The 14221-nt window shown below is 75.3% G+C and carries 15 protein-coding genes; 11 read left to right on the top strand and 4 right to left on the bottom strand.

Annotation, left to right across the window (positions count from 1 at the left end):
• Window positions 1–74: 74 nt before the first annotated feature.
• From nirB to SERN_RS06415, 11 genes are all read left to right on the top strand, one after another.
• A complete protein-coding gene (gene nirB, locus SERN_RS06460) occupies window positions 75–2681 on the top strand; it encodes a nitrite reductase large subunit NirB (protein ID WP_135849303.1) in 2607 nt (868 codons plus the stop codon).
• Complete coding sequence (locus SERN_RS06455) at window positions 2678–3133, top strand: nitrite reductase (NAD(P)H) small subunit (protein WP_408640861.1); 456 nt, start codon at window positions 2678–2680, stop codon at window positions 3131–3133. Before nirB ends, SERN_RS06455 begins: the two co-directional genes overlap by 4 nt.
• Entirely contained in the window at window positions 3130–4386 is a 1257-nt protein-coding gene (gene cobA / locus SERN_RS06450; RefSeq protein WP_135849302.1) for a uroporphyrinogen-III C-methyltransferase, read from the top strand. Before SERN_RS06455 ends, cobA begins: the two co-directional genes overlap by 4 nt.
• Complete coding sequence (locus SERN_RS06445) at window positions 4383–5519, top strand: uroporphyrinogen-III synthase (RefSeq protein WP_135849301.1); 1137 nt, start codon at window positions 4383–4385, stop codon at window positions 5517–5519. Before cobA ends, SERN_RS06445 begins: the two co-directional genes overlap by 4 nt.
• On the top strand, window positions 5516–6355 hold the full coding sequence (locus tag SERN_RS06440) for a sirohydrochlorin chelatase (RefSeq protein WP_135849300.1): 840 nt from the start codon (window positions 5516–5518) through the stop codon (window positions 6353–6355). The genes SERN_RS06445 and SERN_RS06440 overlap by 4 nt, the downstream gene beginning before the upstream one ends.
• A 105-nt stretch (window positions 6356–6460) precedes the next feature.
• Window positions 6461–7735 carry a ThiF family adenylyltransferase gene (locus tag SERN_RS06435; RefSeq protein ID WP_135849299.1) on the top strand — a complete coding sequence of 425 codons (1275 nt, stop codon included), beginning with the start codon at window positions 6461–6463 and terminating at the stop codon, window positions 7733–7735.
• The gene (locus tag SERN_RS06430) at window positions 7735–9009 is read left to right on the top strand and encodes a molybdopterin molybdotransferase MoeA (RefSeq protein WP_199241532.1); all 1275 of its coding nucleotides are present in this window, start codon (window positions 7735–7737) and stop codon (window positions 9007–9009) included. Before SERN_RS06435 ends, SERN_RS06430 begins: the two co-directional genes overlap by 1 nt.
• Entirely contained in the window at window positions 9006–9476 is a 471-nt protein-coding gene (gene moaC / locus SERN_RS06425) for a cyclic pyranopterin monophosphate synthase MoaC (protein ID WP_135849298.1), read from the top strand. Before SERN_RS06430 ends, moaC begins: the two co-directional genes overlap by 4 nt.
• A complete protein-coding gene (gene mobA, locus SERN_RS06420) occupies window positions 9457–10110 on the top strand; it encodes a molybdenum cofactor guanylyltransferase (RefSeq protein WP_199241531.1) in 654 nt (217 codons plus the stop codon). The genes moaC and mobA overlap by 20 nt, the downstream gene beginning before the upstream one ends.
• The gene (locus SERN_RS15510) at window positions 10107–10433 is read left to right on the top strand and encodes a DUF6457 domain-containing protein (RefSeq protein ID WP_233251514.1); all 327 of its coding nucleotides are present in this window, start codon (window positions 10107–10109) and stop codon (window positions 10431–10433) included. Before mobA ends, SERN_RS15510 begins: the two co-directional genes overlap by 4 nt.
• Window positions 10430–10696 (top strand): MoaD/ThiS family protein, encoded by a 267-nt coding sequence (locus SERN_RS06415; protein ID WP_233251513.1) that lies wholly within the window; start codon window positions 10430–10432, stop codon window positions 10694–10696. Before SERN_RS15510 ends, SERN_RS06415 begins: the two co-directional genes overlap by 4 nt.
• A gap of 317 nt (window positions 10697–11013) precedes the next feature.
• Here SERN_RS06415 and moaA read toward each other — a convergent pair whose 3' ends face one another.
• The 4 genes from moaA to SERN_RS06395 are packed head-to-tail and all read right to left on the bottom strand — an operon-like array spanning window position 11014 to window position 14190.
• Window positions 11014–12117 carry a GTP 3',8-cyclase MoaA gene (moaA, locus tag SERN_RS06410; RefSeq protein WP_233251512.1) on the bottom strand — a complete coding sequence of 368 codons (1104 nt, stop codon included), beginning with the start codon at window positions 12115–12117 and terminating at the stop codon, window positions 11014–11016.
• Window positions 12114–12554, bottom strand: a complete 441-nt coding sequence (locus SERN_RS06405) for a molybdenum cofactor biosynthesis protein MoaE (RefSeq protein ID WP_135849297.1) — start codon at window positions 12552–12554, stop codon at window positions 12114–12116. The genes moaA and SERN_RS06405 overlap by 4 nt, the downstream gene beginning before the upstream one ends.
• A complete protein-coding gene (locus SERN_RS06400) occupies window positions 12554–13072 on the bottom strand; it encodes a MogA/MoaB family molybdenum cofactor biosynthesis protein (protein WP_233251511.1) in 519 nt (172 codons plus the stop codon). The genes SERN_RS06405 and SERN_RS06400 overlap by 1 nt, the downstream gene beginning before the upstream one ends.
• A gap of 38 nt (window positions 13073–13110) precedes the next feature.
• Entirely contained in the window at window positions 13111–14190 is a 1080-nt protein-coding gene (locus SERN_RS06395) for a hypothetical protein (RefSeq protein ID WP_135849296.1), read from the bottom strand.
• Window positions 14191–14221 lie beyond the last annotated feature (31 nt).

Below are 14221 nucleotides of genomic sequence, written 5' to 3'. Positions count from 1 at the left end.
AGACACGGCATCCCTAGCGTCGGGACCGAGCCGAGCAGCCGCTCGGCCCGTCGATCGCAGGCCCGGAGGACCCCATGCCGCAGGACACCGAGCCCCGTCACCTCGTGGTGATCGGCGGCGGCATGACGGCGCACCGGCTCGTCGAGGCGCTCCGCGCCCGCGACACCGCCGGTTCCTGGCGCATCAGCGTCTACGCCGACGAGCCGCGTCGCCCCTATGACCGCGTCGCCCTCACGTCCTACTTCTCCAAGCGCGACCCCGAGGAGCTCTCGCTCGGCGACGACGCGCTCTGGCACGACGAGCTCGTCACCCTCCACACGGGCACCCCCGTCACCGCGATCGACACCGCCGCCCGCACGGTCACCGACGACCTCGGCCGCGTCACTCCCTACGACGAGCTCGTGCTCGCCACCGGCTCCTCGGCCGCCGTCCCGCCGATCCCCGGCGCCGACCTGCCGGGTGTCTTCGTCTACCGCACGATCGACGACGTCGCAGCGCTGCGCGGCTGGGTCGCCGAGCGCGAGCAGGCCGGGCGCGGCGCCTCCTACGACCGCCCCGTGCGCGGCGCCGTCATCGGGGGCGGCCTGCTGGGCCTCGAGGCCGCGGGCGCGCTGCGGGCCCTCGGCGCGCAGGCCACCGTCATCCAGTTCGGCAGCCACCTGATGAATGCCCAGATCGACCTCGGGGGTGGCGAGGCGCTCAAGCGCCTCATCAACGGGATGGAGGTCGGCGTCCGCGTCGGCACCGCCACGAAGGCGATGGTCCCCTCACGCCGCACCGGCCACGTCGGCCGGCTCGACTTCACGGACGGCACGCGCCTGGACGTCGACGTCGTCGTCCTCGCGACCGGCATCCGGCCGCGCGACGAGCTCGCGCGGGCCGCGGGCCTCACGGTGGGCGAGCGCGGCGGCGTCGTCGTGGACGACACGTGCGCGACGGCGGTGCCGCACGTCTGGGCGATCGGCGAGGTCGCGTGCATCCAGGGGTCGTGCGTCGGCCTCGTGGCGCCCGGCTACGCGATGGCCGAGATCGTGGCCGACCGGCTCCTCGGCGGCGCCGCGACCTACCCCGGCGCCGACACCGCGACCAAGCTGAAGCTCTCCGGCGTCGACGTCGCCAGCTTCGGGGACGCCTTCGCGCGCACCGAGCGCTCGATGGAGATCGTCTGGGCGGACCCGGTCGCCGGCGTCTACAAGAAGCTCGTGATGTCCGACGACGCGCGCACCCTCCTCGGCGGGGTGTTCGTCGGCGATGCGTCGGCCTACGCCTCCCTCCGCCCGATGGTCGGTGCCGAGCTCCCGGGCGACCCGTCCGCGTACCTGCTCCCCGAGGGCACCGGTGGCGCCCCCGACCTCGAGCTGCCCGAGAGCGCGACCGTCTGCTCGTGCAACAACGTCTCCGCCGGCGAGGTCCGCGCCGCCGTCACCGAGCACGCCTGCACCGACATCGGCGCCGTCAAGGCGTGCACGAAGGCCGGGACGAGCTGCGGCTCCTGCCTCCCGCTGGTGAAGAAGCTCGTCGGCACCGAGCTGGAGCGCCTCGGCATCTCCGTCAGCACCGCGCTGTGCGAGCACTTCGCGCTCTCGCGAGCGCAGCTCTACGACGCCGTCCGCCTCGCGGGCACGCGCACGTTCAGCGAGATCGTGGAGCGGTTCGGGCGCACGGGCAGCCGCGGCTGCGACATCTGCCGCCCCGTCGTCGCCTCCATCCTCGCCACGACGGCGCCCGCGCACGTCCTGGAGGGCGAGCGTGCGTCGCTGCAGGACACCAACGACCACGTCATGGCCAACATCCAGAAGGACGGCTCGTACTCGGTGGTGCCGCGGATGGCGGGCGGCGAGGTCACCCCGGCCGGGCTCATCGCGATCGGCGAGGTCGCCCGCGACTACGGCCTCTACACGAAGATCACCGGCGGCCAGCGCGTGGACATGTTCGGCGCCCGCATGGAGCAGCTGCCCGAGATCTGGGCCAGGCTGATCGAGGCCGGGTTCGAGTCGGGCCACGCCTACGGCAAGTCGCTGCGCACCGTGAAGTCGTGCGTCGGCTCGACGTGGTGCCGGTTCGGCGTGCAGGACTCGGTGGCCCTGGCGGTGTTGCTGGAGCTGCGCTACCGCGGCCTGCGCTCGCCGCACAAGATCAAGCTCGGTGTCTCGGGCTGCGCCCGCGAGTGCGCCGAGGCGCGCGGCAAGGACGTCGGCGTCATCGCCACGGACAACGGCTGGAACGTCTACGTGGGCGGCAACGGCGGGTTCACCCCGCGCCACGCGCAGCTGCTCGCGGAGGACCTCGACACCGACACGCTCATCCGCGTCATCGACCGCTTCCTCCTCTACTACGTGCGCACCGCCGACCGCCTGCAGCGCACCGCGCCGTGGATGGAGGACCTCGAGGGTGGGCTGGAGACCGTCCGCGCCGTCGTGCTCGAGGACTCCCTCGGGATCGCCGCCGACCTCGACGCCGAGATGGACGCCCACGTGGCGAACTACGTCGACGAGTGGAAGGCGACGCTCGAGGATCCCGAGAAGCTCCGCAAGTTCGCACCGTTCGTGAACGCGCCGGGCGAGAGCGACCCCGACCTGCAGTACGTGCCGGTGCGCGGCCAGATCCGCCCCGCCACCGCCGAGGAGCGCCGCGCCGGCGCCGTGCTGGTCGCCCCCGCCACCCTGGAGGTGCGCTCGTGAGCACGCTGAGCGCGGCGGCCGAGGCCGCGACCGACGCCACCGCCGTCGACGCCACCGCCGTCGGCCACCAGGACGTCTGCCTCCTGACCGACCTGACGCCGGAGCGCGGGGCCGCGGCGCTGCTGACCGAGACGGTCGACGGCGAACCGCGCCGCACCCAGATCGCGCTCGTCCGCACGGTGGGCGACCTCGTGCTCGCCGTCCAGCACCGCGACCCCGTCACGGGGGCGAACGTGATGGCGCGCGGCCTGGTCGGCACGCGGCTGGTCGACGGCGAGGAGGTCCCCACGCTCGCCTCGCCGCTGCACAAGCAGGTCTACGACCTGCGGACCGGGGCCTGCCTCGACGCCGCGGGCAAGGAGCCGCTGCCCGGCGAGGGCGGGCTGCGGACCTGGCCGGTGGCCGTGGTCGACGGCGTCGTCCGGGTCCTGCTCGACGAGAGCGCCTCGTGACCACGCTGATGGGCCTGGACCTCACGGGCCGCGCCGTCCTCGTCGCGGGCGGCGGGCCGGTCGCGGCGCGCCGCGTGCAGGCGCTGCTCGCCGACGGCGCGGCCGTGACCGTCGTCGCCCCCGACGTCTGCGAGACGCTGCGCGACCTCGCCCTGGCCGGTGAGGTCGTGCTGCACCGGCGGGAGGTCGAGTCCGGCGACCTCGACGGCGCGTGGCTCGTGCACACCGCGACGGGCGACTCGGTCACCGACGTCGCGGTCGTGGCGTGGGCGGAGGAGCGCCGGATCTTCTGCATCGACGCCGGCAGCCGCGGCCGCCCCGCCGCCGGTTCGGCCCGCACCCCCGCCACCACCCGGACGGGTGACCTCGTGCTCGGCGTCGTCTCCACCGGTGCCGCCGATCCGCGCCGGAGCGTCGCCGCGCGCGACGCGCTGGCCGCGCACCTGCGGGAGGGCGCCGTCGACCTGCGGCGCCGTCGCGACCCCCGACCGGGCCACGGCCACGTCACGCTGGTCGGCGGCGGACCGGGCGAGCTCGGCCTCATGACCGTGGAGGGGCGGCGCGCGCTGGCGCAGGCCGACGTCGTCGTGACCGACCGGCTCGGTCCCGTCGGCGTGCTCGACGAGCTGCCCGCCAGCGTGCAGGTCATCGACGTCGGCAAGGTGCCAGGCCACCACCGCTTCACGCAGGCCCAGATCGGCGACCTGCTGGTCGAGCACGCGCGGCTGGGACGCGCCGTCGTCCGCCTCAAGGGCGGTGACCCGTTCGTCTACGGGCGCGGCGGCGAGGAGGTGCTCGCGTGCCGGGCGGCCGGGGTGCCGGTCACGGTGGTCCCCGGTGTCAGCAGCGCCTTCGCGGCGCCGCTCGCCGCCGGCATCCCGCTGACGCACCGCGGCGTGGTCGGCAGCGTGCTCGTGATGAACGGGCAGGACGGGTTCTCGGGCGCGGCGCTCACCGGGCTGCGGGAGTCCACGTGCACCGTGGTGGTGCTCATGGGCGTCGGGGTGCTCGGCGACCTGGCGACCACCGCCCTGGCCGCCGGCGTGCGGGCGGACCTGCCGGTCGCCGTCGTGGAGAACGGGACGCTGCCGAACCAGCGCGTCACGCACGCGACGCTCGCCACGGTGACGGCCGCGGCCGCCGAGCGCCGGGTCAAGGCGCCCGCGGTCATCGTGCTGGGTGACGTGGCCGATCCCGGACTCCTCGTGCCCGCGAGCGGCCGGGGGGTCGCTGCCGCGACAATGGGCTCGTGAACAGCCACATCGACCAGGTCCTCACGGGGTGTGTCGTGCTGATCACGGCGGAGCGGCGGGCCACCGAGCTGGCCGCAGCCCTGGCCAGGCGCGGCGGGATATCGCGGCACGCCCCCGCGCTCAGCATGCTCCCGCACGCCGACGACGAGCTGCTGCTCGACCGCACGCGCGCCGTCATCGCGAGTCCGCCCGACGTCGTCCTGGCGACGACCGGCATCGGCTTCCGGGCCTGGATCGAGGCCGCCGACACCGCGGGGCTCGCGGAGGACCTGGTGCGCGCGCTCGGCACCGCCCGGCTCATCGCGCGCGGTCCGAAGGCGCGCGGTGCGATCCAGGCGGCCGGCCTGACGGCCGACTGGGTGGCGGAGTCGGAGACGTCGACCGAGGTCGCCGAGCTGCTGCTGGAGGAGGGGGTCGACGGTCTCGACATCGTCATCCAGCACCACGGCGCCGGCGCGGACGGGCTGGACGAGGAGTTCCGCGACGCCGGCGCGCGCGTGACCAACATCGTCGTCTACCGCTGGGGGCCGCCGAAGGACCCGGTCCTGGTGCTCGAGTCCGTGCGCGCCGTCGCCGACGGCGAGATCGACGCCGTCACCTTCACGTCCGCGCCCGCGGCGACGGCGTGGCTCGGCGTCGCCCGCGAGGCCGGGATCCTGGACGCGGTGCTCACCCGCGACGACGTGCTGTGGGCCGCCGTCGGCCCCATCACGGCCGCGCCGCTGTGGACCGCCGGACTCGAACCGCTCATCCCCGACCGCGGCCGGCTCGGCTCGTTCGTGCGCGCGATCACGACCTACTACGCGGCACAGCCGGGGGTGGCGACGTCGGCCGGCGCGCTGCACCTGCGTCGCGGCGGGGCCGTCCTGGACGGGCGCGACCTCGCGCTCACGCCGTCGGGGCTGGCGGTGCTGCGCCTGCTGGCCGACCACGTCGGCACGGTCGTCAGCCGCGACGCGGTGCTCGGTGCGCTGCCCGGCGGATCGCGCGATCCGCACGCGGCGGAGGTCGCGATCGCGCGGCTGCGCGACGCCGTCGGGAAGCAGGTGATCCGGACCGTGGTGAAGCGCGGGTACCGGCTCGAGGGTGCGGTCGATCCGGCTGACGTGGTCACGAACGAGGAGGGCGCATGAGCAGGCGGACGAGGAGGGCGGCGAGGGCCGCGGAGGTCGCGGCGGCGGACGCGGCGCTGAACGCCGCGGGCCCCGTGCTGATCGGCTGCTCGCACGGCACGGACAGCGTGGCCGGGCGCGCCGCGATCAGCGGCCTGCTGGACCAGGTGCGCGCCGCGCGGCCGGGGCTGGAGGTGCGCGAAGCGTTCGTCGACGTGCAGGACCCGCGGATCGACGACGTCGTGGCGGGCATCGACGGCCCGGCGGTCATCGTGCCGCTGCTGCTGTCGACCGGCTTCCACGTCAAGCAGGACATCCAGGGTGCGTGCGTGCGGGACGACGTCGTGGCCGCGCCCCCGCTCGGACCGCACCCGGCCCTCGCGCAGCTCCTGGCCGACCGGCTCGCACCGCACGACCTGCAGCCCGGCGACCAGGTCGTGCTCGCCGCGGCCGGATCGAGCGACCCCGAGGCGGCGGACGCCGTCGCCGCCGTCGCGCGCGACCTCGCGCAGCTGCTCGGGCGCGGCGTGGTCGCGTCCTACGGGGCGGGCGCGCAGCCGCGCGTGGGCGACGCCGTCGCACAGGCGCAGGTGCCCGACGGCGGCCGCGTCGTCGTCGCCTCCTACCTCCTCGCGCCGGGCTACTTCCTGGACGTGGTGCTGCGCGCGGGCGCCGACGTCGTCACGGACGCTCTCGCCCCGGACGAGGCGCTCGCCGCCCTCGTCCTGGAGCGCTACGACGAGGCAGCCACCCGCCTCCCCCGTTCGCGAGGCACTTCGGGGCGTTCGCGAGGCCTTTTCGGGCGTTCGCGAGGTACTTCTGGGCGTCCGCGAGGTGTTTTTCGTCGGCGCGCCTGAAGCCTCACCGCTCGCCGAGGCCACGAAAAGTACCTCGCCGATGCCCAGAAGTACCTCGGAGACGCCCAGAAGTACCTCGCGAAGTGGGGTGGTTAGGCTGAGGTGGTGCGACTTCCCCCGCTGGTCAGCCCCGGTCCGCCCCTGCGCGGCGAGGAGCAGCTGCGCACCGCGCGGCAGAGCCTCCTGCCCGAGCTCGGCGAGATCGGCCAGCGCCGCCTCGCCGCCGCGCACGTCGCGGTGATCGGTGCCGGCGGCCTCGGCGCCCCGGTGCTGCAGTACCTCGCGGCGGCCGGCGTCGGCACGATCACGATCATCGACGACGACCTCGTCGACCTGACCAACCTGCACCGTCAGGTCATCCACTCCGCGGGCGCCGTCGGCGAGCCCAAGACCACCTCCGCGGCGCGACGGCTGCGCGACCTGGCACCCGACGTCGTCGTGCACGAGCGCCGCGAGCGCCTGACGCCGGAGAACGCCGCGGCGCTCCTGACCGACGCCGACCTCGTGCTCGACGGCACCGACACGTTCGCCACCCGCTACGTCGTCTCCGACACGTGCGCCGAGCTCGGCACGCCGCTCGTGTGGGGTTCGGTGCTGCGGTTCGACGCGCAGGTCTCCGTGTTCTGGTCCCGCCCGCCCGCGGGCATCGCGCCCGTCACCCTGCGCGACCTCTTCCCGAAGCCGCCCGCCCCCGGCACCGTCCCCTCGTGCGCCGAGGCGGGGGTGCTCGGCTCCCTGTGCGGGATCGTCGGGGCGATGATGGCGACCGAGGCGGTCAAGCTCGTCGTCGGAGCCGGCGACGTGCTGCTCGGCCGGGTCGCCGTCGTCGACGCGCTGAGCATGCGCGTGCACGAGGTCCCGCTGGTGGGTGCCACGCCGTCCGCCGTCTCCGCCGTCTCCGCGGCGGCCACGGCCGGCACCGCCGCCGTCAACCCGGCCGCCGACCAGGCGGCGAACGTCTCCGTCGTCGACCCGGCCGTTCCCCCCCTCGCGGGCGCTGCGGCCGACACCACGCTCGACGCCGATGCCTACCTCGCCCTGGCCGGCCCCGTCGCCCTTCTGGACGTCCGCGAACCCTCGGAGTTCGCCCTCGACCACCTCCCGGGCGCCGTGAGCCTCCCGGTCTCGGTGCTCGAGCAGGCCGCGCGCACCGGCACCGACGACGTCGCGGTCCTCCTGCGCGAGACGGGGATCGACGACGCCGCCTCCCTCGTCGCGTACTGCTCCGCCGGGATCCGCGCGGGTCGCGCCGTGCGCTCGCTGAGCGCCGTCGGCCGCGACGCCCGCGTGCTCCACCCCGACGGCGTCGACACCCTGCGCGCCCGCGCCACCCAGCGCTCCGCGCACACCCCCGCCACCCTGATCCCCGAGGCCTCCTGATGAGCATGACCCCCGTCGCCGACCAGCTCGCGCGCGTCCTCGCCGCCACCCCGGTGCTCGACCCCCACGAGGTCCCGCTCGCCGACGCGTTCGGCCGCCGCGTCGCCGACCCCGTGCACGCGCTCGTCCCGATCCCGCTGTGGCGCAACTCCGCGATGGATGGCTACGCCGTGCGGCACGACGACGTCGCGCACGCCGGGACCGACCCCGTCACCCTGCGCGTGGTCGAGGACCTGCCGGCGGGCTCCCCGCTCGACCCGGCCCTGGCCCCGGGCGAGTGCGCGCGTATCATGACCGGCGCCGTGCTCCCGAGCGACGCCGACACGATCGTCCAGCTCGAGCACACCGACCGCCTCGACCCGCTCGCCGACGTCACCGCGACCGTCACGATCCTGCGGTCGCCGGAGCGCGGCGCCCACGTGCGCGAGATCGGGGACGACATGGGTGTCGGGGCGCTGGTGGTCGACGGCGGCACGCTCGCCACGGGCGCCGTCCTGTCCGCGCTGTCCTCGGCCGGGCACGGCACGGTGGCGGTACGTCGCGCCCCGCGCGTGAGCGTGATCGCGACGGGCAGCGAGCTCGTCGCGCCCGGAGGCGAGCTGCGCCGCGGCCAGATCCCCGACTCCAACTCGCTCCTGATCGCGGGCCTGGTGCGCCGCGCGGGCGGTGAGGTGCTCGCCGTCGAGCAGGTGGCCGACGAACCGGCCGACCTCGAGGCGGCGCTCGCGCGCGCGGCCGGCAGCGACGTCGTCATCCTCACGGGCGGCGTCAGCGCCGGCGCCTACGACCCGGTCAAGCAGGTCTTCGCCGACTCCGACGACGTCGCGTTCGCGTCCGTCGCGATGCAGCCGGGCAAGCCGCAGGCGTTCGGCACGCTGCCCGGCGGCGCGCTGCTGTTCGGCCTCCCGGGCAACCCCGTCAGCGCCTGGGTCTCGTTCCACGTCTTCGTGCGGCCCGCCCTGATGCAGCTGCAGGGCGCGGTGGCCGAGGAGGTGCGCGTGCCCGTCGCCCGGGCCCGCGCCGCGACCGACTGGGGCACCCCGCCCGGCCGCACGCAGTACCTCCCGGCCCGCCTCGCGCTCGTCGACGGGACCCTGACGGCGACGCCGGTCGCGGCCCGCGGCTCGAAGTCGCACCTCGTCGGCAGCCTGGCCGCGGCGAACGGCTACGCGATCATGCCGGCCGAGGTCGACCGGGTGCACGTCGGGGACGTGGTCGACGCCGTCGTCATCGGGACCGACCAGTCGCTCACCGCTGCGAAGGTGGAGGCATGAGCGAGTTCACCCACCTCGACGGCGCCGGCCACGCGCGCATGGTCGACGTCACGGAGAAGACCCCGACCGTCCGCTCGGCCACGGCCACCGGCGTCGTCCACTGCTCCCCCGCCGTGCTGCAGGCGCTGCGCGATGACACCGTGCCCAAGGGTGACGCGTTCGCCGTCGCCCGCATCGCCGGCATCGCCGGGGCCAAGCGCTGCGCCGAGCTGCTGCCGCTCGCCCACGTCATCGGGGTGCACGGCGCGAGCGTCGACCTCGAGCTGACCGACGACGGCGTCGCCATCGCCGCGACCGTCCGAACCGCCGATCGCACGGGCGTGGAGATGGAGGCGTTCACGGCCGTGTCCGTCGCCGCCCTCGCGCTCGTGGACATGGTCAAGGCCATCGACAAGGGCGTCTGGATCGGCGAGATCCGGCTGCAGAGCAAGACCGGCGGGAAGTCCGGTGACTGGCACCGCTCCTGAACGGACCGGGCCGACCGCGGCGATCGTGCTGGCCGGAGGCAGGGCCGCCCGCCTCGGTGGGGTCGACAAGGCCGCGCTCGAGATCGGCGGCCGCACGCTGCTCGCGCGGGTGCTCGACGCCGTCGCCGCGGCCGGGATCAACGCGGCGCGCACCGTCGTGGTCGGGGGCGAGGGCGCTCTGCCCGACGGCGTGCGCCGCACCCGCGAGGAGCCCCCGTTCGGCGGACCGCTCGCCGCGCTCGGCGCCGGGCTCACGCTGCTGACGGACCGGGACGCGCCCGAGGTGCTGGTCCTCGCGTGCGACCTGCCGCGCGCGGCCTCGCTCGTGGCGCTGCTGCCCGCCGAGGTCCCCGCGGGCGCGGACGGCACCGTGGTGCGGGACAGCGGCGGCCGCGAGCAGTGGCTCGCCGCGCGCTACCGCACGGCCGCGCTGCGCGAGGCGGTCTCCGCCGTCGCGGCCACGAGCGCGACCGGGCTGACCGGCCTGCCGCTGCGTGCCGCCGTCGGGCGACTGCGGCTGGTCAGGGTCGACGACGTCGGCGGGGCCAGCCTCGACGTCGACACACCTGCCGACCTGGCGCGTGCGCGCGCGACAATGGACGCCCCGTCATCCCACCGTGAGGACGCATCATGACCGGATCGCAGCACCTGCCGCCCGAGGCCCTGAACGACTGGCTCGCCGGGGTGGCCGACCTGTACGGACTGGGGTCGGACGTCGCGCCGACCACCGACGTGGCCGTGTCCCTCGACGTCGCGCGGGACGTGGCGCGCGGCGTGGCACGCCCTGCGGCACCGCTGACGACGCTGCTGCTGGGCATCGCCGTCGGGCGCGCCGTGCCCGCCGGGCAGCCCGTGGGCGAGGAGCTCGCGCGCCTCGCCCGCCAGGTGCAGGACCTCGCGCTCGCGACGCCGGAGGCCGAACGGCCCGGTGAGAACACCTCGGAGGACACCGCGTGAGCGCCGGCACGGTGGCTGTCCGGCTGTTCGCCGGCGCGGCCGAGGCCTACGGCGCCGAGACGGCGAGCGTGCCGCCCGGCCAGTCCGGCGCGGCGACGATCGGCGACGTCGTCGCGGCGCTCGTGGCGAGCGGGGGACCGGGAACGGCCGATGTGCTCGGCCGCTGCTCGTTCCTGGTGGCCGGCGTGCGGACCGACGACCCCGCCACCGCCGTCCCGGCGGGTGCGGGAGTCGACGTGCTGCCGCCCTTCGCCGGCGGCTGAGGCCGAGGGCAGCGGTTCGACCGCCGGACGCAGTCCCTCCGCCCTTGGCCCACTCAGACGGCGACCGGGTCGTCGTCGATCTCGCCGGCGACTGAGTCCGAACGCACCGGACCGGCCGCCGCTGTGAGCGGCTGAGTCTCGCTCGCAGCGGCTGACTGCGGAGGCCGCACCGCCCGCGCAGCTCCGACCTGCGGCGATGCCGCCACCGGTCGGCACGTGCTCGCACCTGGCCGCCGTCGGCGAGACCCAGCCGCTGAGAGCGGCGGCTCCTGACGGGCCACGGGCCACGGGCCACGGGCCACGAGGCAGGAGGGGCGTCAGCCGCCGATCGCGTTCATCCCGCGCGCGGGCTGCAGGAAGCCCGGGTCGTTGATCGCGTGACCGGGGAGCTTCGCGTGGATCGCCGCGCGAAGCATGGCGTCGACGTCACCGTCGATGCGTGCGGGATCGTCGCCCCGCAGCAGCGGCAGCAGGTCGAACTCGGCGTTCGAGAACAGGCAGTTGCGCAGCTGACCGTCGGCCGTCAGCCGCATCCGGTCGCAGTCGCCGCAGAACGGGGCGGTCACCGAGGCGATCACGCCGACCGTGTGCTCGCTCTCCCCGAGGCGCCACCGCTCGGCCGGGGCACCACCGCGGCCGGGCACGGGCGTCAGGTTCCAGCGCCCGGCGAGCGCGTCGAGGATCTCCTCGCGCGTGACCATCTCCGCGCGGTCCCACGTGTGTCCCGCGTCGAGCGGCATCTGCTCGATGAACCGCATCTGCGCGTCGTGCGCGACGGCGAACTCCACCAGGTCGACCAGCTCGTCGTCGTTCACCCCGCGCATCGCGACGGCGTTGATCTTCAGCGGCCGCAGCCCTGACGCCTGCGCCGCGGCGATGCCGGCCAGGACGTCGTCGAGCCGGTCACGGCGCGTCAGCTCGGCGAACCGGTCGCGGCGCACCGTGTCGAGGCTGATGTTGAGGCGCTGCAGCCCGGCGGCCATCAGCTCCGGCAGCGCGCGGTCGAGCCCGATGCCGTTGGTCGTCATCGCGATCTGGACGGGCGTCCCTTCCGGTCCGCGCAGGGCCGCGAGGCGCGCGACGACGTCGGGCAGATCCTTCCGCAGCAGCGGCTCGCCGCCCGTCAGCCGGAAGGTCGTGATGCCGGCGTCGGCGCAGATCGAGGCGATCCGGACGATCTCGTCCGTGGTCAGCACCGACGACCGCGACAGCCACTCCATCCCCTGCTCGGGCATGCAGTACGTGCAGCGCAGCGAGCAGCGGTCGGTCAGCGAGATGCGCAGGTCGCGGTGGACGCGGCCGAACGTGTCGACGAGCGGGTCACCCGGGTTGCCGAGGGCGCCGGGCGACCCCGCCGGAACGACGCCGGACCACCGCTCCTGCGGGGGACGCCGCCCGATGGAGACGGGGACGCCGGTCACAGCCCCACCCAGTGCGTGCGGCCGTCGACCTCGTGCTGCCGCTTCCAGATGGGGAGCTCGGCCTTGACCGCCTCGACCAGCGCGCGGGAGGTGTCGTAGGCGTCGCCGCGGTGCGACGTCGCCACGCACGCCACGAGCGCCAGGTCGCCGACGGCGAGCGTGCCCACGCGGTGGCTGATCGCGATGCGGGCGCCCTCGGGGCCGGCGGCCGCCGCCCGCGCAGCGAGCTCCCCCAGGATGCGCTCGGCGTCGGGGTGGTGGGAGTAGTCGATCCCGGTGACCTCGCCCTGCGCGCCCGGGTCGTGGTCGCGGATGCGGCCGACGAACGTCACGACGGCGCCCGAGGTCGGGTGCTCGACGGCGTCCTCGTGCTCGGCGAGGTCGAGCTCGTCGGTCGTGACGCGCGCGATCGCGACGGTTCCGGCGGTGTCGGTCATCAGTGGTCGCCCCCGCCCAGCTGGTCGATGACGTGGCCGACGAGCGGCAGCAGCACCTCGAACGACTCCGCGACGGCCTTGGGCGAGCCCGGAAGGTTCACCACGAGGGCGCCCGGTCCGGCGTCGAGGCCGACGATCCCGGCGACGCCGCGCGAGAGGGCGGCGGTCGGGGTGGCGGCGAGGCCGCGGGCACGCACGACGTCGGCGACCCCCGGCAGGTCGAGGTCGAGCAGGGCGGTGGTGGCCTCGGGCGTGCGGTCGCGCGGTCCGACGCCGGTGCCGCCGAGCGTGAGGATCAGGCGGGCGCCGTCGGCGATCGCGGCGGTGAGGGCGTCCCGGACGGAGGCCTCGCCGTCGGGCACGATCCGGACGTCGACGTCGGTCAGGCCGGCCGCGACGAGCCCGTCCCGCGCCGCCGGGCCCGAGAGGTCGGCCCGTTCGCCCGCGGCCGAGCGGTCCGAGACCGTCACGACGACGGCGCGGACCTGGGGCAGACGCGGGTGCGTGTGGGCGGTCACGTTCCGAGCGTAAGCGAGTGCGGCGGGGGTACGGCCCGTCAGAGTGGAGTGTTCAGCCACTCCCAGCCGTCGGCGACGAAGTCGCGCCAGCCGGCGTCGATCTCCTCGCGCACCTGCTGCGGCACGGTCTCCTCGTAGATCCAGGCCGCCCCGCCACCCACGCCGACGACGACGAGCGCCGGGATCCCGACGCTCGCCACGACACCGGCACCCGCGGCGGCGAGCAGACCCCCGACGGCGAGCCCCGCCGCTCCGCCGACGACGATCTCGACCGCCGTCGCTCCGGCGTCGTCCCCCTGCGCCAGCCCGGAGGCCGTGAGGATCCACCCGATCCCCGCCCCGACCACGGGCAGCGCACGCACCACCTCGGCCGCGTCGTCCACCCACGTCTGCAACCGCACGCCGCCGTGCCCGAGGTGACGCACGCGCACCTGGTCGATCGCGTCGCCCACCTGATCGTTCTGCGCCCGGATCTGCGCGAGCGCCTGATCGGCTCGCGTCCGCATGTCGAGGGCCTGCGCCTGCAGCTCGGGAAGCTGGATGCGCCAGCGCGCCGCCTCGGCGTCGACGTACAGGTCGACGACGTCGCCCTCGTCGGCGCTGAGGTCCTCCAGCAGACGGACCGCGGCCGAGGGCTCCAGCCCCGCGAGGAACCCCTCGAGGTGCTCGGTGACCCACACCTCCAGGTCCCCCAGTCGGGTGCCGACGTCGGTGGAGATCCCGTTGAAAAGGTCGACCCGGTCGAGGTGCTCGCTGTACTCGGGGTAGCGGGGGTCGTCGGTGTCGGGCACGTGGCCCACCGGGTTGACGGGCGCTTGGACGACCGTCCCCGTGCGCGTGAGTCCGCCGGCGTCGGCCGCGTCCCGGTGGTCGTCGAGATGGCCCTGGAGGCGTTCGAGCTGACCGGCGTAGGAGTGCAGCTTCTCCGCCGTGTCAGCCACCATCTGCTCCACCTCCCACCCGGCGTTGCGGCCCAGCACGAGAACGTTCCGGTAGCTCTCACCGGACCAGGACTGCCAGTGGTGGGTGCTGGAGTCGCGAATGCTGTCGAAGATCTGGGCCGCGTCGCCGACGGCGGCCTGAAGGGTGGAGTCGAGCCACACGGCGAGCTCGGTCACCGACACGTGGTCGGGGTCCCCGGGGATCCTG

Origin of the sequence: Serinibacter arcticus (assembly GCF_004786095.1) — a bacterium.
GTDB lineage: Bacteria > Actinomycetota > Actinomycetes > Actinomycetales > Beutenbergiaceae > Litorihabitans > Litorihabitans arcticus.
This window is presented reverse-complemented; position numbering and strand designations above follow the sequence as displayed.